Raw genomic sequence first — 22,064 nt, forward strand, 5'->3', positions numbered from 1 at the left:
GCGACAACGTCGCCGGTTCACCAAACGTAAATGGACATATGTATGGAAGCCCATTAAGTGCTTGATTTATTTGGTCACAAACCTCATCCATATCTTGTTTAAGGTTCAACATTGGACCGGCACAAAAGATATTGATCGCCCCTAGTTTCTCTTCAAGATCCATGTCGTTGTAGTATGAGGAGTGAATGATATTCGCAGCCCGGCTAATCAACTGCTGCTTAGACCCTTGCATCAGGTAGATGGTGTCGCCTTCACTGATGTCTGTGAACAGCTCAATCCCATTACACTCCGTCTCTCTGATCGAATGAGACAATTTGAAATATGGGTAATCGTAAGAAGAGCCAACTTTCCTGCCTAATGGGTAGACTGACGACTTTTCGAAGATATAACCATCATCACTGCCACCTAAGTGGAAATTAGTCCATTCGTTATAAACGGTGACGGCTGGCCTGTGGTCTATCTCCAACAATATTCGGTTTCTTACTTTTGTCACGGTGCCTGAATAGCGCGTGGGTGTATGACCGGCGCTGAAAGAGGAATAGATGGACTGAGACGCAAACACTACGGTTAAAGAGACACCATTTATAGACAGCGACTCTTCGGTGAAGATACTCCAGTTTCCTGAAACCTGATTGTCTGCAGCACTGCCACCAATAATTGGCACTTCAGTACCAAATTTCTTATCGATAGCCGCCATCACCTTTTCTTCGTTACCCGGTGTGGAATGCAACAAGATAAGATCAGGGATTTCACCTTCTCGGTTGGCGTTCTTGAGTGCTTTGTCTATCGCGCTGAAGGTACTGCGGCCTATGGAGTCGCTGAAATGTTCGATTCCCGTACCATAGGCGTTGATCCCCGAGTCATAAATAATGAGGACGCCAATGACTGGACCAGAATGAAAACCAGTTTCAGTCATAATGCCGTGACAAGTAGTACAGCCATGTATGGGAGTATTCGGGAGAGCATCTACGAAATATCTCTGTACAGCGAGTGTCGAATACTCTTCTGTGCAGTAGCAAATAAGACAAGCAATATCGTCAGGGTTTTCCACCCCGCTGAGCAACTCATCTACTGCGATTTTATCGTCTAGGGAGTAAGAGACTTTTGATAGAAATTTCATAGATTCTGGGTAACTTTATTAATGTTCTCTTTATAACACTTTAATGCATTGTGTTTCACTGATTTGGTATATATTTCTATCAAAAGACCCGAGGCGTGCCCCAGTTTTATCTCTGTTACTCTTTGGACAAGTTTACAGAAAACGTGCTCACCTGTTGTGGAAATGTAACCGTTATTGAGGAGGTCTTATCATTAGTTTGTAACAGCCAATTTGATGGCCCTTTTTCTTCCAGAATTCCGCTTTCATTATAGCTAATGATAAATTTGCCAGTTTTAGATGTTTCGATCGAATATCCTAGGTTATCGCCCGAAATTAAAACATTATGATTATCAATACCAAATTCACAAGGTTTTGAAACTATACAGTTTACTGTTTCGTTATTATCGTATGTTACTGTTCTCCAAGTAAATGCAGCTATTAAAATAACCAACATGACGATAATTTGAACAAGCCTGCCTTTTGTTAGCTTTTGTGCCGCCATTATAATCTTTACTCCTTGTTACAAAGTTCAAAGTTTTTAAATAAAAATCCAATTCCAGACCAAGCGTAAGGTTACTACTCTGTCATTGATTTGTTAATTCAAGTATAGTGTCGCGTTGAAAATGCCACTTTTTTTTAAAATCAGCAAGTGGAAATAAAGCCCTGAATAGGCTGAATTTCCTTTTCTAATTTGGGTGGCATTACGACGTGAGTCGTGTTGGAAGTAAAGTGTAGTAAATAAGAAATTGGAAGCATGCAAATGAGCCAAGAAAAGCAGCTTGAACAAAACTACAACTATACGGTCGTCCGTCAATTTACCCTAGTTACAATTTTGTGGGGTATTGTCGGTATGGGCGTTGGTGTTTTGATTGCCGCTCAATTAGTTTGGCCACAGCTAAACTTTGATACGCCGTGGTTGACGTACAGTCGTTTACGTCCCCTGCATACTAATGCGGTTATTTTTGCGTTCGGTACAAGTGCGCTGTTTGCAACATCATATTATGTTGTACAACGTACCTGTCAGACGCGTCTCTTTGGTGGCCCTCTCGTAGCCTTTACCTTTTGGGGTTGGCAAGCGATTATCCTGTCCGCTGCAATTACTTTACCGTTAGGTTTAACCTCTGGTAAAGAATACGCAGAACTTGAATGGCCAATCGATATTGCTATTACTCTTGTGTGGGTAGCTTATGCGGTCGTGTTCTTCGGAACCATGATTAAACGTAAGACATCGCACATTTACGTAGCAAACTGGTTCTTCGGAGCCTTCATCATCACGGTTGCCGTGTTGCACATCGTTAACAGCCTAGCTGTTCCTGTCTCCGCGTTTAAATCGTACTCGATTTATTCCGGTGCGATCGATGCAATGGTGCAATGGTGGTACGGACATAATGCGGTAGGCTTCCTATTGACAGCTGGTTTCCTAGGTATGATGTACTACTTCGTTCCTAAACAAGCTGGTCGCCCTGTTTACTCTTACCGTTTGTCGATTGTTCACTTCTGGGCTCTCGTGTCTCTGTATATCTGGGCTGGTCCTCACCACCTACACTACACTGCACTTCCTGACTGGACTCAATCTCTAGGTATGGTTATGTCTTTGGTTCTGTTTGCTCCATCTTGGGGTGGCATGATCAACGGTATTATGACTCTATCTGGTGCGTGGCATAAGCTTCGCTACGACCCAATCCTACGTTTCCTAATCGTTTCTCTATCATTCTACGGCATGTCGACTTTCGAAGGCCCAATGATGGCAATCAAAACGGTTAACGCACTATCTCACTACACGGACTGGACTATCGGTCACGTTCACTCTGGTGCGTTAGGTTGGGTTGCAATGGTTTCTATCGGTTCGGTTTACCACTTAGTTCCTAAACTATTTGGTCAAGAGCGTATGTACTCTGTATCTCTAATCAATGTTCACTTCTGGTTAGCAACGATTGGTACGGTTTTCTACATTGTTGCAATGTGGATCTCTGGTGTGATGCAAGGTCTGATGTGGCGTGCAGTTAACTCTGACGGTACATTAACTTACAGCTTCGTTGAATCTGTAGAAGCGTCTTACCCGTTCTACTTTGTACGTTTCTTAGGTGGTTTCATCTTCCTATCTGGTATGTTCTTAATGGCATACAACACGTACAAAACTGTTTCTGCACCTAAAGATAGCCTTAAAGCTATCCCTCAACCGGCTTAAGGAGATTTAGAATGAGCTCAAATTCAAATAATCGCCATGAGTTGGTAGAGAAGAACGTTGGCCTACTAGCGATTCTTATCGTTATTGCTATCAGTTTTGGTGCTTTAGTAGAAATTACCCCGCTTATTTTCCAAAAGCAGACAACTGAACCTGTAGAAAATCTACGCGTTTACTCTGCTCTGGAAATGGAAGGTCGTGATATCTACATTCGCGAAGGTTGTAACGTATGTCACAGCCAAATGATTCGTCCTTTCCGCTCTGAAACTGAACGTTACGGTCACTACTCTGTAGCTGGCGAAAGTGTTTGGGAACACCCATTCCTATGGGGTTCTAAGCGTACTGGTCCTGATCTAGCGCGTGTTGGTGATCGTTACTCTGATGAGTGGCACCGTGTTCACCTTATCGACCCTCGTGAACTTGTTCCTGAATCAAACATGCCTGGTTTCCCATGGCTTGCTGAGAATGTACTTGATGGCAAATTGACTAAACAGAAGCTTGAAATCTTCCGTAATCAATTTGGTGTTCCTTACACAGACGAACAAATTGCTAACGCTAAACAAGATGTTGAAGGAAAAACAGAGATGGATGCAATCATCGCTTACCTTCAATCGCTTGGCCACGCAATGAAATAAGGAATAATTATGGACATTATTACATTTCAAAGTGTTTGGACTGTTACTGTTTTTGCTTGTTTCATCGGCATCGTTTGGTGGGCTTTCGGTAAAAATCGTAAGTCGCGCTTCGACGAAGATGCAAACCTAGTGTTCGCTGATGAAGCACCTGCGAAAGATAAAAATCAAGGAGTGACGAAGTAATGAGTACATTCTGGAGTATTTGGGTAACAGTAATCACAATCGGTACATTGATTGGCTGTGCAGCCTTACTTCGTTGGTGTTCCAACGATAAAACAGGTGTAGAAGAAGGTCAGGATATGGGCCATGAATACGATGGTATTCGTGAGCTTAATAACCCGCTACCTAAATGGTGGACATACCTTTTCGTTAGCACAATTGTGTTTGCAGCTGTTTATCTAGCTCTATACCCAGGCCTTGGCAACTTTAAAGGTCTACTAGGTTGGACGAGTTCAAACCAAACAGTTCGTAGCGTAGAAGAGTCTCGCTCTGCAATCGCTGCTGCGCAAGCAAACAAACAGTTAGATGCATACGCGAAAGAGCTTGATGATGCAGACACCTACTTTGGTGAAGCATTCAGAAAGCTAGCTCACGACGAAAATGGTCTACGTTCTGTCCCTGACATTGCATCAGATGCTGATGCAATCAAAGTGGGCCAACGTTTGTTCCTACAAAACTGTTCTCAGTGTCACGGCTCTGATGCACGTGGTCAGAAAGGTTTCCCGAACCTAACTGATGACGCATGGCTATATGGTGGTGAACCACAAGCTATCGTTACTACCATCATGCATGGTCGTGTCGGTCAAATGCCAGGTTGGAAAGACGCTCTTGGCGAAGAAGGCGTAAAAGAAGTAGTTAGCTACACGCTTAGCCTTTCTGGTCGTAGCGTAAACGCACGTGAAGCAGAAGCTGGTAAAGCTCGCTTTGTAGTGTGTGCAGCGTGTCACGGTACTGATGGTAAGGGTAACCCTGCTGTTGGCGCCCCTGACCTGACTGACCGTGACTGGCTATTCGGCGATTCTCGCGCTGATGTGACGGAAACAGTCATGTACGGACGTTCTGGTGTAATGCCGGCTTGGAAGGACATCCTCGGTGAGGATAAGGTTCAGCTCGTCTCTGCCTATGTCTGGAGCCTCAGCAACTCAGATAAAGAGTAACATAATAATAACAGCCCCTTCTTAAGGGGCTGTCTTTCTTTTACAGTTATAACCTTAAGTGTTTGTAAAAATTAGTTTTATTTCATTGTATATATTGAGAATAATAATATGGAACAACCTTGGTATAAGCAGTTTTGGCCGTGGTTTTTGATCTTCCTAACCGTTGGCGTTTCTATGCTAACATTGGTTCGAGTCGCGATACTTACCAACCATTCAGTTAACGTTGTCACTGAAGATTACTATAAAAAAGGTAAAGGTATTAATGTCGACATTTCGAAAGTAAATGTTGCTAAAGAGCTTGGCCTATCAGCTTCAGTTAGCGAGAAAGGTAACTCAGTTATCATTACCCTAGACAAAGGCAAGCTAGACCACTTCCCTGCTATTAGCGCAATGTTCGTGCACCGAACGCTGCCTGATCGTGATTTTACTCAGCTACTGACCGCTGATGCGAGAGGCAACTACACGTTGACTCTGGACCATGAAATGCAAGGTCCATGGTTTATCGAGCTTTCTCCGCATGATTCTGAATGGTTAGTGCAAGGTCGCATGAACTTCCCTATTGATACTCCTACTCAACTAACGAACTAAAGCTTATGTGTGAATCCTGTTATCACTGCGGTGAAGATGTACCAGCGGAAACGGATTTTAAAGTAGAAATCTTAGGATCTGTGCGACCTATGTGTTGTCCGGGTTGCGAAACCGTAGCCCAGACAATCGTTGATAGCGGCTTGGTCTCTTACTACCAATATCGTACCGCTCCAGCTGAAAAAGCGGACCTCGTGCCAGAGCAACTTCTGGCACTCAGTCATTACGACAACGAAGATGTTCAATTGGAGTTCGTCCGTAACTCTGAAAATACCTCTGAGGTGACATTGTCACTAGAGGGTGTCTCTTGTGCTGCTTGTGCTTGGCTTATTGAAAAGCAAGTCTCTTCAAAGTTAGGGGTTGTTAGTATTCGTGTTAATACCACGACTAACCGCGCCCTGCTCAGTTGGGACAACACTCAGACGAAACTGAGCGAGCTGTTGTCTGCAATCCATACCCTAGGCTACAAAGCCGCACCATTCGAAGCTGATCAACAAGAAGCCGCCTATCATCGATCGATGAAGAATTATCTCTATCGTCTTGGTATTGCTGGTTTAGCAACCATGCAGGTCATGATGCTGGCTGTGGCGCTTTATCTTGAAGTCTTTGGTAACCTTGAGCCCGAATTCAAAAGCTACTTCCGTTGGGTGAGCTTAATCTTCGCAACACCGGTTCTGCTCTACTCTGCATTGCCTTTCTATATCAACGCGTGGCGTAGCCTCAAAGGTCGAACACTTGGTATGGATGTACCTGTGTCGATCGCTCTGTTGTTTGCTTACGTTGCAAGTTTGGTCGCAACGGTGACTGAAAAAGGTGAAGTATTCTTCGAATCTATCTCGATGTTTACCTTCTTCTTACTGCTTGGTCGTTTCCTTGAAATGCGCGCTCGCCGTAAAGCAGCCGCTGCTAGTGGTAACCTGCTTAAGCTCGTTCCTGCTATGGCAACAACGTTAGATGGCGAACAAGTTCCGGTAAAAACCTTAAAAGTTGGCGACCAAATTCGCGTTCTTCCGGGTGAACACATTCCTGCCGATGGCAAAGTATTGTCAGGCAGAGTCCATATCGATGAATCGATGCTGACTGGCGAATCCATCCATGTGGTCAAAAACGAAGGCGATACCGTCTTCGCTGGTACATTGAATGGTGATGAATCGTTTGAATTGGAAGTAATGACGTCAAAAGCGGATTCGGTTATTTCCAATATCGTTCGCCTGCAAGATGAAGCGCAACTGTCTAAGCCTAGAATTGCTGAAATTGCCGATGTGGTAGCGCGATACTTTGTTGCGGTGATCTTAATCATCTCATTCGGCACTTGGTTTTACTGGCACCAAACACGACCAGAAGACGCTTTCTGGATCATGCTTTCGGTATTAGTAGCAACGTGTCCTTGTGCTCTGTCACTGGCAACACCGACGGCGATTACTTGCTCAACGTCTCGCATGGGTAACTTCGGTATTTTGCTGCGCAAAGGCCACGTATTCGAAACCTTGTGTAAAGTAAATCACTTGATCATCGATAAAACAGGCACATTGACTGAGGGTGATATTCGTATCAGCCAAGTTGAAACCTTCGCTGAACTTGATAAAGACACTTGTCTCAAAGTAGCGGCGAGCCTGGAACAACACGCTAACCACCCTATAGCTAAAGCGTTCAAGACTCATATTTCAGATGATATCGAAGTAGAGTCTGTCAATAACGTGATTGGTTCAGGCATCACTGGTGAGTGGAACGGCCAAGAAGTTGCGATTGGTAGTAGCGAATTCATTCTAGGTGAAGCTCAACCATCGGAAAGCAACGGCATTTACTTGTCGATGGCGGGCCGTCATATCGCGACATTTACTTATGAAGATCCCATTCGCAAAGAAAGCATCGAGTTTATTAAGCAATTTAAAGAAGCGGGAATCAAAACGACTCTGCTGACTGGCGATTCTTTGATTAACGCTAAGCCTGTTGCTGAAGAGATCGGGATTACTGATATTGTTGCTAACGCGAAACCTGAAGATAAACTTGCTTACCTGAACTCTCGAGATACAAGTGATATTACCATGATGGTTGGCGATGGTATTAACGATGCCCCTATTCTTGCGGGTGCTCACCTTTCCGTTGCTATGGGCGGCGGTACCGATGTGGCGAAAGCCTCTGCAGATATGGTGTTATTGGGTGATAAGCTCGATAGATTACTTAAGTCGCGTACTTTGGCATTAAAAACGCGTAAGATAATCCGTGAAAACCTAGCTTGGTCATTAGGATATAACCTACTGATCCTTCCATTGGCCGTAGCGGGTTTGGTTGCTCCATACATTGCCGTTGTGGGCATGTCTGCCAGCTCTATTATTGTTGTGTCTAACTCGTTAAGGCTTTTAAAAGAGCAAGGTAAATAATGGAAAGTTTATACATTCTGATCCCCATTGCGATTGTTCTGGTGTGCATCGCTGTTGGTATTTTTCTATGGGCGGTGAAGAGCGAACAGTTTGAAGACCTAGAACGTCAAGGTCACAACATTCTGTTTGATGAAGACGAAAAGGCTCACAACCATTCTGATAGCAAACCTGTCAAGAATGAGAAAGCTAACACCGAAAGCCAAACTAACGTAGACAAAAAGAACGATGACGCCTGATTGGATCGGAGCCTTTGTTGTTGGATTGATCGGCGCAGGCCACTGCATGGGAATGTGTGGTGGTATTGCGTCGCTTCTTTCGATTGGCAACAGTAAACCCTCCCCTGTTATTCCCCTACTTTATAATCTAGGACGCTTGCTAAGTTATGCCGTAATTGGTGGTGTGATTGGCGGTGCAATCTCTTCGATAGGTCAGCTAAGCGATTTTAACGCTCTGCTGGGTTGGCTGCGATTATTTGCTGCTGCCTTTATGATCATCTTAGGTTTGTATATCGGTAAATGGTGGTTCGGCTTGTTGTTCTTTGAAAAAGTCGGACAGAAGCTATGGCGCTATATCTCTCCTTTAGGTAAATCATTTCTACCATTGAAGCACCCTAGCCACGCTTTGCCGTTTGGCTTTATTTGGGGTTGGCTACCATGTGGCTTGGTTTACTCTATGCTTACGTGGGCAGCCGTATCAGGAAGTTGGTACAACGGAGCTGGTATCATGCTTGCTTTCGGTTTAGGTACGCTTCCAGCAATGCTCACCGTTGGTATGGGCGCTAATTTCCTCAAAAAACTGCAACAAGCTGACTTATTTCGCCAATTAGGCGCAATTTTAATCCTCCTTTATGGTTTCTATACCGGATATATGGCATTGCAGCTCATTATTTATACCGTATAGGCAATCTTTAAATCCGGTTTTTTTACTACCCAACTGGATAAAGGAATGCTAAAATATTGACGTATATCAAATAGTGAAAGATTGTTATGATTTCTGAAAAGCCTGTGACGAAACGTGTTCAGTCTGGTGGCTGTGCGATCCATTGCCAGGATTGTAGTATTAGCCAGCTCTGTATTCCGTTTACTTTGAATGAATCTGAACTCGATCAACTTGATCAGATCATTGAGAGAAAAAAGCCTATTCAAAAAGGCCAAGAGTTATTTAAAGCCGGTGACGAGCTTAAATCTCTATATGCTATTCGCTCTGGAACGATCAAGAGCTACACGATTACCGAGCAAGGTGATGAGCAGATTACTGCATTCCATCTAGCGGGCGATCTTGTTGGCTTCGATGCGATTACTGGTGACCAACACCCTAGTTTCGCACAAGCGCTAGAAACTTCTATGGTATGTGAAATCCCATATGAGATTCTTGATGACCTATCAGGAAAAATGCCTAAATTGCGTCAGCAAATTATGCGCCTGATGAGTAACGAGATTAAAGGTGACCAAGAAATGATTCTGCTTCTTTCTAAGAAGAACGCGGAAGAGCGTCTTGCTGCATTCCTTTACAACCTTTCTACTCGCTTCTCTCAGCGTGGCTTCAGCCCGCGTGAGTTCCGCCTAACGATGACTCGTGGCGATATTGGTAACTACCTTGGTTTGACTGTTGAAACGATCAGCCGTCTTCTAGGTCGTTTCCAAAAAGCAGACATCTTGAGCGTTAAAGGCAAATATATCACTATCGAAGATCACGATGCGTTGATGGAACTTGCTGGCGTTTCAAAAGAATAGTCTAGATATCAATGATGTAGTTCAATAATGAGCTACATCATGTTTCTCTCTTAAAACCTCTTATATTTCTCTTAATCTCTCCATAACTACGCTACATTATTTATATGTTCGGTCTGAAAAGTAGGCTTAGTTATGAGTATCTATAACAAAATTTTAGTTGTCGCAGACATTAATCACGATGAGCAACCTGCTCTAGTTCGTGCTATCCAACTTGCTAAGAAAAGCACCTCAACAAGCCACATCACTTTCTTTTTGTCGATATACGACTTCTCGTATGAAATGACATCTATGCTCTCTATCGATGAAAGAGACGCAATGCGCAAAGGCGTAATTCATCAACGCGAAATTTGGATGAATAAAGTCGCAGAACCTTACCTAGATGATTCTATTGAATTTAATGTACAAGTGGTTTGGCATAATCGCCCGTACGAAGCGATCATTGCCGAGGTTTACAGCGGCGAGCACGACATCTTAATCAAAGGCACGCGTAAGCACGATACTTTGGAGTCTGTCATCTTCACTCCAACCGATTGGCACTTATTGAGAAAGTGCCCTAGCCCAGTGCTATTGGTTAAAAACGATTTCTGGCCAGATCACGCGAAGATTTTTGCTTCCGTTCACGTTGGCTCTGAAACAGAAGCTCATTTAGAGCTTAACGATACGATGGTCGACAGATTGCTAGAGATCACCGGTCGTTTGGATGCGGAACCTTTCTTGGTGAATGCCTACCCGGTGACACCTGCGAATATTACCATTGAACTGCCAGAGTTTGATCCAACGTCTTATACCGACGCGGTTCGTGGTCATCACTTAACAGCAATGAAAGCATTGCGCCAGAAGCACGGTATGTGTGAAGAGCAAACTGTGGTCGAGCAAGGCTTGCCTGAAGATGTTATTCCTCGTGTCGCTTCTGAAAATAACGCTGCGATGGTGATCCTGGGTACAACGGGTCGTACTGGCTTGTCTGCCGTGTTTATTGGTAATACCGCGGAACATGTTATCGACAAGATTAACTGTGATGTGTTGGCTCTTAAACCGTCTGGTTACGTCAGCCCACTAGACCCTAACCTTTCGAAAGGTTGAGCCGGCGACAAGTTTAACTTATAAAAAAACGCCTCAAGCATTGCTTGAGGCGTTACTGTTTGTCTAGAGCAACGCCATTCCAAACACAGAATGGCTAGCAGCATCTTTATCGAATCAAATGGCTAAACGTTCGTCACGTCGATGAACATTGACTCATCAATGTTTGAAGATGAAATTTCTGCTTCTTCGAATTCGTATGCTTTGCGGTCTTCACTACGGTCCAGTGGAAGGTTCACGAAGTCAAACAGCTCGCGGTCAGCCAGTTGGCTTGGGCTTACGTTCTGGATTGACTTGAAGATCTTCTCAACACGACCTGGCGTTTTCTTATCCCAATCAATTAGCATCGCTTTAATGTTCTGACGCTGTAGATTCTCTTGAGAGCCACATAGGTTACAAGGAATGATTGGGAACTCTTTGTGCTCAGCGTATTTGATTAGGTCCGTTTCACGACAGTAAGTCAGTGGACGAATAACAACGTTACGACCATCATCTGAACGAAGCTTTGGTGGCATAGCCTTTAGGCGCGCACCGTGGAACATATTTAGGAACATGGTCTCAACGATGTCGTCTAGGTGGTGACCCAGTGCGATCTTAGTTGCTCCAATCTTCTCTGCGAATGAGTACAAAGTACCACGACGAAGACGAGAACATAGGCCACACGTTGTTTTGCCTTCTGGCACTTTCTCTTTAACTACTGAATACGTGTCTTTATCTACGATGTAGTAAGGAATGTTCAACGTTTCAAAGTACTCAGGAAGAATGTGTTCAGGGAACCCAGGTTGTTTTTGATCTAGGTTTACTGCCACAACATCAAATTTGATCGGTGCTGCTTCACGTAAACGTAGCAAAATGTCTAGCATCGCAAATGAATCTTTACCGCCACTAATACATGCCATTACTACGTCATTCTCTTCGATCATGTTGTAGTCGATGATGGCATTTCCAACATTTCTTCTCAGACGTTTCTGAAGTTTGTTGAATTCAAGTGTTTCTTTTCTATTATCGTTTTGGTTCATTGCGACTCTCACACCGTCGTATTACCGACTGTAGATTGCTAGTGGGACTGTTTTAGGGCGTGGATTATACGGATTTTTATTTAATGTTGAAATAGTAACGGCAGGATAAACAAGCTGAGTAATAGAAAGATTCTGCTTTTATTGTTCGATAAGCTCTCTAGCTGATAGAGAAACGCGGCTTTACATGCTCTCGGTTGGCATCGCAGATAAAGAAAAGCAGCCTGATCTAATTCGATGAGGCTGCTTTAAGATATGTCGTAAAAGCTTAGGGGAATGATTTCGCTAAGCTTTTACTTCACTAACCATGATTCCGTTAAAAGTTATTGCGCGGGAATGTACGGCAATACGCGAACTGTTGGTTCTGGTAACGTGATGCTGTCACTTCCATTCAGTTCGTCTAAGGTGAATTTCGCTCGCCCTTCTTTGATTGGTAGTTGCTTACCATTTGAAAGCTCGATGTTGCCTTCCAGCTTATTAGCGAACTCTAGCGTTAGCCCTTGGATATCTGGTGTGAACCAACCAGAGAACATGCCGCTGACGTCTTCAAGCATCGCCTGCATCTGTGGTAATAGGTTTTCTATCTGTGCAACTTCGACAGTGCCAACTAAAGGCTCTTGAGTCATCACAACTAAAGAATACGCACATTCTTGTTCTTGAGTTTGTACAAAGATAAGAGGATTTGCTGAGCGTAGATTTTGATCTACCGGTAGAAGCAGTTCATTGGCAGGAGAGACTTTTAGCTCTTCGTAGTGCTCTTCTTTTTCCATCCAAGCTTTGCTGATGTGACAGGTTTGCTGAGCTTGTTGATCAACAAAGAAGACCGCAACTTTGACATCATCATGCCCTTCTTTGGTGTTGTTTTTCAACTGAGTATAAAGCTTAGAATACGTGAACATGTATTCTTGCGCTGAAGCAGGAAGAGAAACCCCAAGGCTTAATGAGGCTAATAAAGCGAGTGCTGTCTTTTTCATTATTATAATCTTGTCGAAGTTGAGCGTTTATAAATAGAAAGAGCAGCCAATGAGCTGCTCTTTTTGTGATATTACTTGGTACAAGCCGACTATCGAAGGCAACTAAGTTGGTATCAAAATGAGTTACTTTTTCCAGTATACCTCGTTGTGACGGATCATAGCTTGTAAATCAGTCACATAGTCGGAACCTCGCTCAGAATATTTTAACAAGCCATTGGTGAGCTCTGTCGCCGTTGCGGTTGTTAAAAGATCATCACCTTGCGCAGCAAGTTTTGCACGAATCGCTCTTAGATCGGCGTAAGCACGATTACGATTAAGGTTCATGAAGTAACGATGTACAGATTCTTGGCTTGAAGAGAATGTGGCGACTTCATGCGAGCTACCTTCGTTACGTTGTAGCGGAACAAGGCCACAACCTTTGGTATAACACCAGTGTCCAAAATAGTTGTTGGCTTTAGTAGCGAAACGCGACGTTCCCCAAGCTGACTCATTTGCTGCCTGTGTCAGTACAAGCGCCTCTGGCAGCACATTCACGCGGTTAAGCATCTCTGCCAGCCATGCCTGATCCAAACCTTCACTAGGGACTGGCAGGCTGTACAACTTCCCTAACCTTTTCGCATAAGACGCATCTTCAGAATCAATACTGCTTAAACCAGACTCAGAGAGCTTAGTTAAAAACGCGCGCTCTTTGGTGATACGTTTGTTTTCGATATTGATGCTTGGACGTAGGAACGAAAAGAACGTGTCCTTTTTCTCATTCACATCTTCGATGGCCGCAAAGTTTGGTGTGCTCGAAGAAACCGTCAAGTCACCAAACTGGTCAGCTGAATTGGAGCTCTGCTCTGTCGTTCGTCGACGCTCTTCTTCTTGGTAAATATAAGGACCAATCAGTGAAATAGAGCCAACAAGAGCCAGTGCCGTCACTTTAAGCGCAAGTGATTTGCTTGTGCTTGCCTGTGTGTCTTTATGCATCGAACACCTGTGGGTTTTTGTTATTGTCGTCGTTATTGCTGTCGTTGTTATCGTCATCGCTCTTTGGACGGTCTGAAGCAATCAGTTTCAATTTGATGCCAAACATTTCACGGTAAAGGATACCTTTCACGTGGAAGAAGAACGGAAGAACGAAGATTAAGCCAATGCCGTACATCATTGCAGCCACGATGAACATCAACATAACCATTAAGTAGATAGACGCGACTACGAAGATCTTCTTATTTACTGCTCTTAATGAAAGCAGCAGCGATTGCATTGGCGGCACTTTCTTATCACAAATCAGCAGAATTGAATGGCTGAACGCAAGCGAGAAGTAAATCGACAAGAATGGCAGAATCATACCTGCGATGCCTTGAAGCATTAGGCTAAACAAAGTCACTAGAATAACCGGAACCGTAAACTGCAAACCTTTACCGATGTGGCGTACTTTGGTTTGTAGGCCAGCGGCGTGGCTCATTGCCATTAAACAGATACCGGCATAGATAGGTGCGCTGATCACTTCATAGCTAAAGTTCGCAATAAAAATCGATTCAACAATTTGTGGCGTGAACGATTCTGGGTCGATAACCGCATCCAAGATAACCGCAGGATCACCAAGCTGTAGTTTTAGTGCGATATAAAAGATAGCGAGCTGCACAAACATCAAAGCAATAATCGCTGGGGAAAACGAAAGAAAGTGACTTATCGTATGTTTCCAAGCTTCTTGGAATACAGCCGTTGCTTTGAGCTCATAATCGCCAGAAAGTGCACGGTTGATACTACCGCCCAAATTAAAATCTTTTTCGATGTCGTTGTTCATATTGATACCTAGGTGTGCCGATTAAGCGAAGCCACCTAACTTATTGATAAAAAATTACCTTCATTATACTCATATGTCGGATACAAACTAAAATATGAATCTGTAACAAGGCTTGCTTTTGCGTCTTAATGGTTAATAATTAGACACTTGTTAGGGTGTAAACCCAGTAAATAACAGTATGGTAAAGGATGTTTACTTTTACCTGCGAAATTTTTTATCTTCGAAAGGTAAAAAATGCTTTGAATTCACGTTTTTGGTGATTATGATGCGCGCCTTAAAGGTGTATAGCAACAGGTCTCAAATAGAACCAAGGTGGAGAAAAACAGACGTTGAACGCTAAAAAATCAGTAGGAAAGCCAGTAGTACAGCTAACTGGCATCAGTAAAAGTTTCGATGGTAAGGAAGTCATCGGCAATCTGGATTTAAACGTAAATCATGGTGAGTTTCTCACGATTTTAGGCCCATCAGGTTGTGGTAAAACAACCGTGCTAAGAATGATTGCGGGTTTTGAAACGGCAGATAGTGGTCAAATACTATTAGCTGAACAAAACGTAACCCAAGTTCCTGCTGAACAAAGGCATGTAAACACTGTATTCCAAAGCTATGCCCTATTCCCGCATATGACCGTTTTCGACAATGTGGCATTTGGCTTACGCATGCAGAAAGTTCCAAACAGCGAGATTGAACCTCGTGTAATGGATGCTTTGAAAATGGTGCGCCTAGAACAAATGGCACAACGAAAGCCACACCAGCTATCTGGTGGCCAACAGCAACGTATCGCAATCGCTCGTGCTGTCGTTAATAAGCCTAAAGTTCTTTTGTTGGATGAATCTCTATCTGCTCTGGATTACAAACTACGTAAACAGATGCAAATCGAGCTGAAACAATTACAACGCCAACTTGGTATCACGTTCATTTTTGTAACGCATGACCAAGAAGAAGCGCTGTCTATGTCTGACCGTATTATTGTTATGCGTGATGGTGTGATTGAACAAGACGGAACACCAAGAGAGATCTACGAAGAGCCTAAGAACCTATTTGTAGCGCGTTTCATTGGTGAAATTAACGTATTCGAAGCGACAGCGAAATCTCGTCAAGATGAAAAACGCATTGTTGCGACAATCGAAGGTGAAGAGTCCATTATCTATCACGATAAAGACGTAACACCGGGTCAAAAACTGCAAGTATTGCTTCGCCCTGAAGATCTTCGTATCGAAGAAATTAAAGAGTCTGAGCAACGCGGTATTGTTGGCCACATTGTCGAGCGAACCTATAAAGGCATGACATTAGACTCAGTCGTAGAACTTGAATCTGGTATGCGTGTCATGGTTAGCGAATTCTTCAACGAAGATGACCCTGATGTTGATCACTCACTGGGCCAAAAAGTTGCAGTAACTTGGGTTGAGAGCTGGGAAGTGGTATTAGAAGATGAGCAAGAAGTTTAATTTACAAAACGCAATTGTTGCTTTAATCACAGGTTGGTTAGTGCTGTTCGTGATGATTCCAAACATCATGATCATTGGTACTAGCTTCCTTACTCGTGATGAAGCGAACTTGATCGAGATGACCTTCACTCTCGATAACTACGTGCGTTTGGCTGACCCGCTGTATTTTAAAGTGTTGATGCACTCTTTCTATATGGCAATTGTCGCAACCCTACTTTGTTTGATTATTGGTTACCCATTCGCTTACATCGTGGCAAAAATGCCGGCGAAGTGGCGTCCAATCATGTTGTTCCTAGTGATAGTGCCATTCTGGACTAACTCTTTGATTCGTACATACGGATTGAAAATTGTACTGGGTACGCAAGGTGTCTTGAACAAAAGCTTGTTAGCGCTCGATATCATTGATAAACCGCTACGTATCATGTACTCAGAAACCGCAGTAATGATCGGTTTAGTGTACATCCTACTTCCGTTTATGATTCTGCCGCTGTATTCAGCGATTGAAAAACTGGACGATACGTACTTAGAAGCGGCTAAAGATTTAGGTGCGAACAAACTGCAAACGCTATTGAAAGTTGTACTGCCACTAACAATGCCGGGCATTATTGGCGGCTGTTTATTAGTACTACTGCCAGCGTTAGGTATGTTTTACATCTCTGACCTATTAGGCGGAGCTAAGAACCTATTGATTGGTAACGTGATTAAGAGCCAAGTGCTCAACGCTCGAGACTGGCCGTTTGGCGCAGCGACGAGTATCGCACTGACCATGGCAATGGCTGTGATGCTGTATGCCTACTACCGAGCAGGTAAGCTATTGAACAAGAAAGTGGAGCTAGACTAATGGGTCGCACAGTTAAGTTCAGCTTTATGGCGCTGGTATACGCCTTTCTATACCTACCTATTATCGTATTGATCGCTAACTCGTTTAATGCCAATAAGTTTGGTATGAAATGGGGTGGCTTCACCACTAAATGGTATGACGCGCTTATTAACAACGACAGCCTAATGCAGGCTGCGTGGCACTCGATCAACGTAGCGGTGTTCTCTGCAACAGCTGCAACGATTGTCGGGAGCCTTACAGCAGTAGCCCTATTCCGTTACCAATTCAAAGGTAAAGGCATCGTAAATGGCATGCTGTTCATCGTAATGATGTCTCCAGATATCGTAATGGCGATTTCGCTTCTTGCGCTATTCTTGGTAATGGGTGTTCAACTGGGCTTCTTTACCCTACTTGCTGCTCACATTACCTTCTGTCTACCGTTCGTTGTAGTAACGGTATACAGTCGCTTGAATGGCTTTGATGTGAAGATGCTAGAAGCCGCAAAAGACTTAGGCGCAAGTGAATGGACGATTCTAAAGCAGATCATTCTACCTCTTGCTAAGCCAGCGGTTGCTGCGGGTTGGTTATTGAGCTTCACTCTGTCTTTGGACGATGTGATCATCAGCTCTTTCGTAACCGGCCCAACGTATGAAATCTTACCACTGAAGATTTACTCAATGGTTAAAGTGGGTATATCTCCTGAGGTAAACGCCCTAGCAACAGTGATGTTAGTGGTGTCGTTAATACTGGTGATCATTTCTCAGTTATTAGCGAGAGAAAAAATCAAGTAAGTCTCCTACTCTATACAGAGACAGGCTTGATTAAGAAGTTAAGAGACTTCAAGTTCAAAAAAGTGTTAATCATAAACAGAATGGTAAATTGCCATTCTGTTTTTCTATCTACTGCCTTCGGGCAACGTTTAGTTTGGAGCTAACGTCAATGAAAAAATGGGCTACTCTATTAGCTGGTAGTGCATGTGCGCTTTCAATGTTATCTGCACCATCATTTGCAAAAGATAACAAAGAATTGGTATTCATGAACTGGGGACCTTACATCAACAGTGAGATTCTAGAACAGTTCACTGATGAAACTGGTATTAAGGTTATCTACTCGACTTACGAGTCGAACGAAACCCTGTACGCAAAGCTAAAAACACACAACAAAGGCTACGACCTAGTTGTGCCGTCGACTTACTTCGTATCTAAGATGCGTGACGAAGGTATGCTACAAAAGATCGACAAAACTAAGCTGAACAACTTCAAGAATCTAGATACTAACTACCTAGATAAGCCGTACGACCCAAGCAACGACTACTCTATTCCTCACGTAGTTGCGATCACAGGTCTTGCTGTTAACACTGACATGTACGATCCAGAAGATTTCCAAAGCTGGGCTGATCTATGGAAACCTGAGCTTGAAGGTCAACTGATGATGATGGACGACACTCGTGAAGTGTTCCACATCGCACTACGTAAGTTAGGTTACTCTGGTAACACAACAAACGAAAAAGAGATCGACGAAGCGTACGCTGAGCTACAAAAGCTAATGCCGAACGTTCTAGTATTTAACTCAGACAACCCAGGCGCGCCTTACATGTCTGGTGAAGTGGGTCTTGGTATGCTGTGGAACGGTTCTGCTGCTGCAGCGCAAAACGAAGGTCTGCCAATCAAACTGGTTTTCCCTAAAGAAGGCGGTATCGGTTGGGTTGATAACTTTGCGATTAGCTCTGGTGCGGTAAACGTAGAAGCAGCTCATAAGATGATCGACTTCCTACTTCGCCCTGAAATTGCTGAACAAATCTCTCGTGATACTGGCTACCTAACAGCCGTTAAAGCGTCTAACGAGAAGTTCAAAGACAGCCCTGCGCTATTCCCATCGCAAGAAGACCTTGATCGTGTTGAATGGCAAGCTGCGGTTGGCGATAAGACAGTGAAGTACGAAGATTACTTCATGAAACTTAAAGCAGGTCAGTAATTTAGCCTATTATCTCACGGCGACTAAGTAACTGGTTTACTTAACAGCCCGACGTAGAGAATCAATAAGTTAAAAATAAGAATATCAATGAATAGGCAGCTTAGGCTGCCTATTTTATTATATCACTGCTATAATATAGCGCGATTTTTCGAAATCCTTTTACTTTGGGTTCACTACCCAGCTCCAAATCAAACAAATGAACGGAACAGTAATGAAAAAAACACTGTATACCGGCGCATTGTGTGCTGCTACTTTACTTTCTACACCCTCTTTCGCAGCTGACCAAGAACTGTATTTTTACAACTGGTCTGAATATATTCCAAATGAAGTACTAGAAGACTTCACAGAAGAGACTGGTATCAAAGTCTACTACTCAACTTATGAGTCTAACGAAAGCATGTACGCTAAGTTAAAAACTCAAGGTACGGGTTACGACTTAGTGGTTCCTTCTACTTACTTCGTTTCTAAGATGCGTAAAGAAGGCATGCTTCAAGAGCTTGATAAAACCAAGCTAAGCCACTTTGCAGATTTGGATCCAAATTACTTAGATAAGCCATTTGACCCAAACAATAACTACTCAATCCCATACATCTGGGGTGCGACGGGTATTGGTATCAACTCAGACATGCTAGACAAGTCTTCAGTTAAAAACTGGGGCGATCTGTGGGATACGCAGTGGGAAGGTCAACTGATGATGATGGATGACTCTCGTGAGGTTTTCCATATCGCTCTATCTAAACTGGGCTACTCTCCAAACACGACTAACCCTGAAGAAATCAAAGAAGCCTACGAAGAACTTCGTAAGCTAATGCCAAACGTATTGGTATTTAACTCAGATTTCCCAGCGAACCCTTACCTAGCAGGTGAAGTGTCGCTTGGTATGCTTTGGAATGGCTCTGCTTACATGGCACGCCAAGAAGGCGCAACGATTGACATTATCTGGCCAGAAAAAGGTGCTATCTTCTGGATGGACAGCCTAGCAATTCCAGCAGGTGCTAAGAACACAGAAGCGGCTCATAAGATGATCGACTTCCTTCTTCGCCCTGAGAACGCTGCGAAAATTGCTCTAGAGATCGGTTACCCGACACCAGTTAAAACCGCTTACCCTCTTCTTCCTAAAGAATTTGCTGAAGACAAGAACGTTTTCCCACCACAATCAGTGATGGATAACGGCGTTTGGCAAGATGAAGTTGGTGAAGCGAGTGTCATTTATGACGAGTACTTCCAAAAACTTAAAGTAAACAACTAGACTGTTACTGACAGGTTAATAAAGCGGCGTAAGCCGCTTTATTTTTATCTATACTTTATATAGTATGGCATTAAACGATATGGAGTGCGTTATAATATGCCAGCGAACCCGATATTATTGGTTGTGACTCTGATGCTTCTTGCGTCGTTCTTGATGCTCGGCCTGAGTTCATTCATCCACATAGACTCTAATTACGACCTGTTTTTCGAAACAAACACCCTCGTGATTACCATGTATATCTATTACGTTGCTCGACATGCCATTCGTCCCCACAAGATCCTTCGCTGTGGCGCACGCCTTCTTATTTTCAACCTCTTTTATGATGTAACGACAGAGCTCAAATACCTCGATGAGTGGGCAGATAGAAACGAATTACTCGATACATTTCTTGAAGATGGTTTATTGCAGATCGCCTTCCTACTTATCGCTTACGGTATTACTGAACTGACAACCAAATTGAAAGATCAGGGCAAGCAAGATGAGCTAACAGGCCTATACAATCGCAAGAAGTTCGACGCGATCCAGCTTAAGGAGTTCGAGCTAATCTACTTTGATTTGGATGGATTAAAGCAGGTCAATGACCGCAAAGGGCATCAAGTTGGCGATCTGATGATCGTTCGTTTCTCTCAAGCGCTCAGTCAATCCGCACTCGAAGATGAAATGGTCTTTAGGGTTGGAGGCGATGAGTTTGTTGTGACAGCGCAGCTTGGTCGTGGAGGCGAGTTTGTTAATCAACTTACTAACCTACTGCATGGAGAAAACATCAGTTTCTCTTACGGAATTGAAGTGACCAATCAAGATAACTTCAAACAGGCGCTTATTGAGTCCGATAAGGCGATGTACGAGATGAAGAAAGCTCAACGAACTTAATTGAATCTTGCTTTAATGACCGCTTCTGCCTTACGACACTTGTATTAGCGCAAGCCGTAAGTAGAAACAAAAAAGCAAACATACATGTGACTCTAAGGTTCTTAAAGCCGGTGTATATTTGCCCTTGGTAACGGATTGGGAGGTTTAAGCCGTTAGAGAGCCCTTCTCTGAACATAACAGCTCACCAACCAGTTTAGGCACCTCGATGCTCGCCTTGCCGTAACGCTTCTCTTCAAATTCACTTTCAACCGCACTTGGTTCGAGGTTTATCTCGATAGTATGTGCACCATGCATTTTCGCATCGTGAACAAAGCCTGCCGCTGGATAAACAACACCTGAAGTTCCGATAGAGATAAACAGATCTGCTTCTTCCAGTGCTGAATAGATGTCACCCATTCGTAATGGCATTTCGCCAAACCACACAATGTGTGGACGCATTTGCGCTGGAATTTGACAGCAATGACAAAGCTCGCCGGTTTCGATGTTGTCTTTATGGTCGATAACTTGATTGGATTCACTGCAACGTGCTTTCAAAAGTTCGCCGTGCATGTGGATAATGTTGTTACTACCGCCTCTCTCGTGCAGGTTGTCGATGTTCTGAGTGATGATTGTTACTTTGCCATCAAGTTTGTCTTCGAGCTCACCTAGCGCCTTATGGGCGGAATTTGGTTGAATGCTCTCACCTTGTAAGCCATGGCGACGCTTGTTATAGAATGCTTGAACCAAGTCGGGATCTTTCGCAAACCCTTCTGGGGTCGCGACATCTTCGATTTTATGGTTTTCCCATAGCCCGTCTTGTGCTCGGAATGTTTGTATCCCCGACTCCGCAGAGATGCCAGCGCCAGTAAGAATTACGATATTTCGATATGGGAAATGCATACAACGTCCTTTTCAATATGTCACTTTGTAACAGCTTAGCACTGTTCAAATTTCAACAATAGTTTTAGGGATTAGACCATAGTCTTAGGCAACTGAATTCATTGGCTATTTGTGACATAACTCGCTTGATGGATACTGCCGTTGTTACTCAAACTCTTGGTTTAGCTTTTCACAGAACCAAAAAAAGCGA

The 22,064-nt window shown here is 43.5% G+C and carries 23 protein-coding genes; 16 read left to right on the forward strand and 7 right to left on the reverse strand.

Features of this window, described 5'->3' with window-relative positions; translation table 11 throughout:
* Nucleotides 1-1,120: FIST signal transduction protein (locus AB4484_RS22520; RefSeq protein WP_372080501.1), on the reverse strand; the 1,120-nt coding region annotated here is incomplete at its 3' end.
* 115 nt (nucleotides 1,121-1,235) lie between these two features.
* A complete protein-coding gene (locus AB4484_RS22525) occupies nucleotides 1,236-1,601 on the reverse strand; it encodes a hypothetical protein (RefSeq protein ID WP_048610975.1) in 366 nt (121 codons plus the stop codon).
* 252 nt (nucleotides 1,602-1,853) lie between these two features.
* Here AB4484_RS22525 and ccoN point away from each other — a divergent pair, with 252 nt between their 5' ends.
* From ccoN to uspE, 10 genes are all read left to right on the forward strand, one after another.
* Nucleotides 1,854-3,287 carry a cytochrome-c oxidase, cbb3-type subunit I gene (gene ccoN / locus AB4484_RS22530; RefSeq protein ID WP_009846707.1) on the forward strand — a complete coding sequence of 478 codons (1,434 nt, stop codon included), beginning with the start codon at nucleotides 1,854-1,856 and terminating at the stop codon, nucleotides 3,285-3,287.
* A gap of 11 nt (nucleotides 3,288-3,298) precedes the next feature.
* A complete protein-coding gene (gene ccoO, locus AB4484_RS22535; protein ID WP_017059643.1) occupies nucleotides 3,299-3,919 on the forward strand; it encodes a cytochrome-c oxidase, cbb3-type subunit II in 621 nt (206 codons plus the stop codon).
* Between the two features lie 9 nt (nucleotides 3,920-3,928).
* The gene (locus AB4484_RS22540; protein WP_004733679.1) at nucleotides 3,929-4,102 is read left to right on the forward strand and encodes a CcoQ/FixQ family Cbb3-type cytochrome c oxidase assembly chaperone; all 174 of its coding nucleotides are present in this window, start codon (nucleotides 3,929-3,931) and stop codon (nucleotides 4,100-4,102) included.
* Nucleotides 4,102-5,076: a cytochrome-c oxidase, cbb3-type subunit III gene (ccoP, locus tag AB4484_RS22545; RefSeq protein WP_017063857.1), complete on the forward strand. Its 975-nt coding sequence runs from the start codon at nucleotides 4,102-4,104 to the stop codon at nucleotides 5,074-5,076. Before AB4484_RS22540 ends, ccoP begins: the two co-directional genes overlap by 1 nt.
* Before the next feature lie 108 nt (nucleotides 5,077-5,184).
* A complete protein-coding gene (locus tag AB4484_RS22550; protein WP_017059641.1) occupies nucleotides 5,185-5,664 on the forward strand; it encodes a FixH family protein in 480 nt (159 codons plus the stop codon).
* 5 nt (nucleotides 5,665-5,669) lie between these two features.
* Nucleotides 5,670-8,042: a heavy metal translocating P-type ATPase gene (locus tag AB4484_RS22555; RefSeq protein WP_372080503.1), complete on the forward strand. Its 2,373-nt coding sequence runs from the start codon at nucleotides 5,670-5,672 to the stop codon at nucleotides 8,040-8,042.
* On the forward strand, nucleotides 8,042-8,278 hold the full coding sequence (gene ccoS, locus AB4484_RS22560) for a cbb3-type cytochrome oxidase assembly protein CcoS (RefSeq protein WP_050621316.1): 237 nt from the start codon (nucleotides 8,042-8,044) through the stop codon (nucleotides 8,276-8,278). Before AB4484_RS22555 ends, ccoS begins: the two co-directional genes overlap by 1 nt.
* Complete coding sequence (locus tag AB4484_RS22565) at nucleotides 8,268-8,942, forward strand: sulfite exporter TauE/SafE family protein (protein ID WP_050634304.1); 675 nt, start codon at nucleotides 8,268-8,270, stop codon at nucleotides 8,940-8,942. The genes ccoS and AB4484_RS22565 overlap by 11 nt, the downstream gene beginning before the upstream one ends.
* Before the next feature lie 86 nt (nucleotides 8,943-9,028).
* The gene (locus AB4484_RS22570) at nucleotides 9,029-9,775 is read left to right on the forward strand and encodes an FNR family transcription factor (protein WP_017059637.1); all 747 of its coding nucleotides are present in this window, start codon (nucleotides 9,029-9,031) and stop codon (nucleotides 9,773-9,775) included.
* Nucleotides 9,776-9,907: 132 nt separating this feature from the next.
* Nucleotides 9,908-10,858: a universal stress protein UspE gene (gene uspE, locus AB4484_RS22575; RefSeq protein ID WP_017070547.1), complete on the forward strand. Its 951-nt coding sequence runs from the start codon at nucleotides 9,908-9,910 to the stop codon at nucleotides 10,856-10,858.
* Nucleotides 10,859-10,980: 122 nt separating this feature from the next.
* On the opposite strand, the gene ttcA is transcribed toward uspE, so the two are convergent.
* The 4 genes from ttcA to AB4484_RS22595 all read right to left on the reverse strand — a co-directional run bounded on the left by ttcA (nucleotide 10,981) and on the right by AB4484_RS22595 (nucleotide 14,637).
* Nucleotides 10,981-11,874 carry a tRNA 2-thiocytidine(32) synthetase TtcA gene (gene ttcA / locus AB4484_RS22580; RefSeq protein WP_017059635.1) on the reverse strand — a complete coding sequence of 298 codons (894 nt, stop codon included), beginning with the start codon at nucleotides 11,872-11,874 and terminating at the stop codon, nucleotides 10,981-10,983.
* Between the two features lie 320 nt (nucleotides 11,875-12,194).
* On the reverse strand, nucleotides 12,195-12,845 hold the full coding sequence (locus AB4484_RS22585) for a DUF2987 domain-containing protein (protein ID WP_372080505.1): 651 nt from the start codon (nucleotides 12,843-12,845) through the stop codon (nucleotides 12,195-12,197).
* A gap of 123 nt (nucleotides 12,846-12,968) precedes the next feature.
* Nucleotides 12,969-13,817 carry a glucosaminidase domain-containing protein gene (locus tag AB4484_RS22590; RefSeq protein ID WP_372080507.1) on the reverse strand — a complete coding sequence of 283 codons (849 nt, stop codon included), beginning with the start codon at nucleotides 13,815-13,817 and terminating at the stop codon, nucleotides 12,969-12,971.
* Nucleotides 13,810-14,637, reverse strand: coding sequence for a hypothetical protein (locus AB4484_RS22595; protein WP_048612081.1), 828 nt, complete (start codon nucleotides 14,635-14,637; stop codon nucleotides 13,810-13,812). Before AB4484_RS22595 ends, AB4484_RS22590 begins: the two co-directional genes overlap by 8 nt.
* 329 nt (nucleotides 14,638-14,966) lie before the next feature.
* Here AB4484_RS22595 and potA point away from each other — a divergent pair, with 329 nt between their 5' ends.
* The 6 genes from potA to AB4484_RS22625 all read left to right on the forward strand — a co-directional run bounded on the left by potA (nucleotide 14,967) and on the right by AB4484_RS22625 (nucleotide 20,995).
* Entirely contained in the window at nucleotides 14,967-16,082 is a 1,116-nt protein-coding gene (potA, locus tag AB4484_RS22600; RefSeq protein WP_017059631.1) for a spermidine/putrescine ABC transporter ATP-binding protein PotA, read from the forward strand.
* On the forward strand, nucleotides 16,066-16,923 hold the full coding sequence (potB, locus tag AB4484_RS22605) for a spermidine/putrescine ABC transporter permease PotB (protein WP_017059630.1): 858 nt from the start codon (nucleotides 16,066-16,068) through the stop codon (nucleotides 16,921-16,923). The genes potA and potB overlap by 17 nt, the downstream gene beginning before the upstream one ends.
* Nucleotides 16,923-17,693 carry a spermidine/putrescine ABC transporter permease PotC gene (gene potC / locus AB4484_RS22610; protein ID WP_004733706.1) on the forward strand — a complete coding sequence of 257 codons (771 nt, stop codon included), beginning with the start codon at nucleotides 16,923-16,925 and terminating at the stop codon, nucleotides 17,691-17,693. The genes potB and potC overlap by 1 nt, the downstream gene beginning before the upstream one ends.
* 148 nt (nucleotides 17,694-17,841) lie before the next feature.
* Nucleotides 17,842-18,876 (forward strand): extracellular solute-binding protein, encoded by a 1,035-nt coding sequence (locus AB4484_RS22615; protein ID WP_017059628.1) that lies wholly within the window; start codon nucleotides 17,842-17,844, stop codon nucleotides 18,874-18,876.
* Between the two features lie 211 nt (nucleotides 18,877-19,087).
* Nucleotides 19,088-20,125: an extracellular solute-binding protein gene (locus AB4484_RS22620; RefSeq protein WP_017059627.1), complete on the forward strand. Its 1,038-nt coding sequence runs from the start codon at nucleotides 19,088-19,090 to the stop codon at nucleotides 20,123-20,125.
* 84 nt (nucleotides 20,126-20,209) lie between these two features.
* Nucleotides 20,210-20,995, forward strand: coding sequence for a GGDEF domain-containing protein (locus AB4484_RS22625; protein ID WP_372080509.1), 786 nt, complete (start codon nucleotides 20,210-20,212; stop codon nucleotides 20,993-20,995).
* A gap of 144 nt (nucleotides 20,996-21,139) precedes the next feature.
* On the opposite strand, the gene cobB is transcribed toward AB4484_RS22625, so the two are convergent.
* Entirely contained in the window at nucleotides 21,140-21,874 is a 735-nt protein-coding gene (gene cobB, locus AB4484_RS22630; protein ID WP_048612080.1) for a Sir2 family NAD+-dependent deacetylase, read from the reverse strand.
* Between the last annotated feature and the right edge of the window lie 190 nt (nucleotides 21,875-22,064).

The organism is Vibrio sp. 10N.261.46.A3, assembly GCF_041472995.1.
GTDB lineage: Bacteria > Pseudomonadota > Gammaproteobacteria > Enterobacterales > Vibrionaceae > Vibrio > Vibrio coralliirubri.

Bases quoted from the DNA above. Each gene is read 5' to 3' on its own strand.
- AB4484_RS22525 (WP_048610975.1), bottom strand. From the start codon at position 1,601: ATGGCGGCACAAAAGCTAACAAAAGGCAGGCTTGTTCAAATTATCGTC.
- ccoN (WP_009846707.1), top strand. From the start codon at position 1,854: ATGCAAATGAGCCAAGAAAAGCAGCTTGAACAAAACTACAACTATACG.
- ccoO (WP_017059643.1), top strand. From the start codon at position 3,299: ATGAGCTCAAATTCAAATAATCGCCATGAGTTGGTAGAGAAGAACGTT.
- AB4484_RS22540 (WP_004733679.1), top strand. From the start codon at position 3,929: ATGGACATTATTACATTTCAAAGTGTTTGGACTGTTACTGTTTTTGCT.
- ccoP (WP_017063857.1), top strand. From the start codon at position 4,102: ATGAGTACATTCTGGAGTATTTGGGTAACAGTAATCACAATCGGTACA.
- AB4484_RS22550 (WP_017059641.1), top strand. From the start codon at position 5,185: ATGGAACAACCTTGGTATAAGCAGTTTTGGCCGTGGTTTTTGATCTTC.
- AB4484_RS22555 (WP_372080503.1), top strand. From the start codon at position 5,670: ATGTGTGAATCCTGTTATCACTGCGGTGAAGATGTACCAGCGGAAACG.
- ccoS (WP_050621316.1), top strand. From the start codon at position 8,042: ATGGAAAGTTTATACATTCTGATCCCCATTGCGATTGTTCTGGTGTGC.
- AB4484_RS22565 (WP_050634304.1), top strand. From the start codon at position 8,268: ATGACGCCTGATTGGATCGGAGCCTTTGTTGTTGGATTGATCGGCGCA.
- AB4484_RS22570 (WP_017059637.1), top strand. From the start codon at position 9,029: ATGATTTCTGAAAAGCCTGTGACGAAACGTGTTCAGTCTGGTGGCTGT.
- uspE (WP_017070547.1), top strand. From the start codon at position 9,908: ATGAGTATCTATAACAAAATTTTAGTTGTCGCAGACATTAATCACGAT.
- ttcA (WP_017059635.1), bottom strand. From the start codon at position 11,874: ATGAACCAAAACGATAATAGAAAAGAAACACTTGAATTCAACAAACTT.
- AB4484_RS22585 (WP_372080505.1), bottom strand. From the start codon at position 12,845: ATGAAAAAGACAGCACTCGCTTTATTAGCCTCATTAAGCCTTGGGGTT.
- AB4484_RS22590 (WP_372080507.1), bottom strand. From the start codon at position 13,817: ATGCATAAAGACACACAGGCAAGCACAAGCAAATCACTTGCGCTTAAA.
- AB4484_RS22595 (WP_048612081.1), bottom strand. From the start codon at position 14,637: ATGAACAACGACATCGAAAAAGATTTTAATTTGGGCGGTAGTATCAAC.
- potB (WP_017059630.1), top strand. From the start codon at position 16,066: ATGAGCAAGAAGTTTAATTTACAAAACGCAATTGTTGCTTTAATCACA.
- potC (WP_004733706.1), top strand. From the start codon at position 16,923: ATGGGTCGCACAGTTAAGTTCAGCTTTATGGCGCTGGTATACGCCTTT.
- AB4484_RS22615 (WP_017059628.1), top strand. From the start codon at position 17,842: ATGAAAAAATGGGCTACTCTATTAGCTGGTAGTGCATGTGCGCTTTCA.
- AB4484_RS22620 (WP_017059627.1), top strand. From the start codon at position 19,088: ATGAAAAAAACACTGTATACCGGCGCATTGTGTGCTGCTACTTTACTT.
- cobB (WP_048612080.1), bottom strand. From the start codon at position 21,874: ATGCATTTCCCATATCGAAATATCGTAATTCTTACTGGCGCTGGCATC.